This window comes from Desulfogranum japonicum DSM 18378, from assembly GCF_000429945.1.
Taxonomy (GTDB): Bacteria; Desulfobacterota; Desulfobulbia; order Desulfobulbales; family Desulfobulbaceae; genus Desulfogranum; species Desulfogranum japonicum.
This window is the reverse complement of sequence record NZ_AUCV01000115.1, coordinates 1-1,774: the sequence shown is the minus strand read 5'-3', so window position 1 is coordinate 1,774 and position 1,774 is coordinate 1. Positions and strand designations below refer to the sequence as shown.

The window sequence follows — 1,774 nt, the reverse complement described above, 5'->3', positions numbered from 1 at the left end:
GAGTGCAAAATCTACCAGGTAAGCAGGTGAAGACAACAATATGAATAAAAAGTAACTGCTCACAGAATAAGAAAAAAAGTAGTGCCATAACGGCATATGCTGAATCGGCAAATAGCTGTATTTACGATAAATATTGATCAATCGTCACGAACTTGGGTTAAATGAACTTGGTGTTAGGGATCGCTTGCTATTTCTTACCTGTCTCACCTATGGAACCCGTATATCTGAAGCATTGACTCTTACTTTTGGTGATGTTGAAGGAGAAGTCTTGTATATCAATTCACAAAAAGGCTCAGAGAATATTGGTTTCCCGATACCGGATGAATACAAACGATCTATCGATGATTTAGAAGAATGGTACAGGGATAAAGGAATTAAAATCACGTCAGACTTGCCGTTATTCCTGTCTCAAAAAGGAAAAAATAAATCAATTACTAGACAGTTAGCAAGTACTGTAATCAAGAAAACCGCTAAGAGGTTAAATCTTCAAGGTAGGGTAAATACTCACTCTTTTAGGAAATGTTTTGTGAGTAAAATCTATGAAATGACAGGTTATGACATCGCAAAAACAAAGACTTACAGTCGTCATAAGAGTTTGGTCAATTTAGATTATTACCTTCGTACTACAGAAAAGGTTGATTTAGTTGAACGGCTGCACTGGTGTTGATGTAGGGAGGTTATATGGCTCAGGTGAAAACTGCGTTATTTGCCGCTCTAACGGCAACTGGCATCATTCTTGTAAACTGGATCCTTGATCTTCATTTCATCTCAGGGTTTCTGTCTGGATGGTGGATATCAAGCCTATTTGGTTAACTCTTTAAACTTTAAAATTTTTGAAACCTTCTGTTGATATGTTACAGTATCCAGAAGGTTTATTTTTTTGTGAAATACTACCAATCGCTCATGTTCAGCAATGTTTAAGGAACTATTATCCGATTAGTGAGGTGTGGAATGTCTTCTCATAGTAAATTAGAGAAAAAATATCGAGATCGTGGCGATGATGATCTGGCTGATGCCGTACTTTTTCTTTTGGGAGAAGAGTGGAGAGATGGGAAGTTATATAGCACTTTTTCAATGGATAGTTTGGATAAACCACACCATACTGAAGATGAGGTTATTGAATTGTGTAAAAATATTAAAACATTGTTGTTAAACGAAAAGATGGTTTCTTCTGATTTATGGCTAGATTCTTCAGCAGATAGCACTCAATTCTTTGTGGATATCAAAAATTTGAGTCAAAAATATTGCCAAGTTAAAATTTGATTGGGTTGATACCCAAGTGCTTAAGGTGGCAAAACTTATTATTTCAGTTTCCTTGATTTTATGAAGTGATTTGCACATGGCCACGATACGCTGAAGATTTTTGAAATACTGGAGACACTTACACCTTTCTTTAAAAATTCCTTGATTTCATCTTCTTTGCCGTCAAGACGAGATTTCCCTAATCCTTTGGGGCGACCAATAAGTTTTCCTTCAGCTTTTGCACGCGCCAAACCAGCTTTTGTCCGTTCTGAAATCAAATCCCTCTCGATCTCGGCAAATAAACCAAAGAGAGTAATCATAGTTTTGCTTTGGATGTCATTTTTGCCGTTAACAGTCATTCCTTGCTTGATAAAGATTACCTTCACCTTTTTTTTGATAAGTTCATCCATGATGGTGATGATTTGACCAACGCTCCGACCCAGGGCAATCGCATGGGTAATGTCAGCCAAACAATACCTTAGCAAGATAATTATTGTCCCACCCAGCTTTCTGACGTTTGATTTGAGTGCCG

3 protein-coding genes are annotated in these 1,774 nt (G+C 37.1%); 2 read left to right on the top strand and 1 reads right to left on the bottom strand.

Going from position 1 to position 1,774, the window contains the following annotated elements:
- The first annotated feature begins 133 nt into the window (after positions 1 to 133).
- Positions 134 to 667 carry a tyrosine-type recombinase/integrase gene (locus G493_RS0122575; RefSeq protein WP_161629877.1) on the top strand — a complete coding sequence of 178 codons (534 nt, stop codon included), beginning with the start codon at positions 134 to 136 and terminating at the stop codon, positions 665 to 667.
- A 284-nt stretch (positions 668 to 951) separates the two neighbouring features.
- On the top strand, positions 952 to 1,263 hold the full coding sequence (locus G493_RS0122565; RefSeq protein WP_028582175.1) for a hypothetical protein: 312 nt from the start codon (positions 952 to 954) through the stop codon (positions 1,261 to 1,263).
- A 38-nt stretch (positions 1,264 to 1,301) separates the two neighbouring features.
- On the opposite strand, the gene G493_RS30845 is transcribed toward G493_RS0122565, so the two are convergent.
- A partial coding sequence (locus G493_RS30845) for a recombinase family protein (protein WP_035275742.1) occupies positions 1,302 to 1,774 on the bottom strand: 473 nt, incomplete at its 5' end.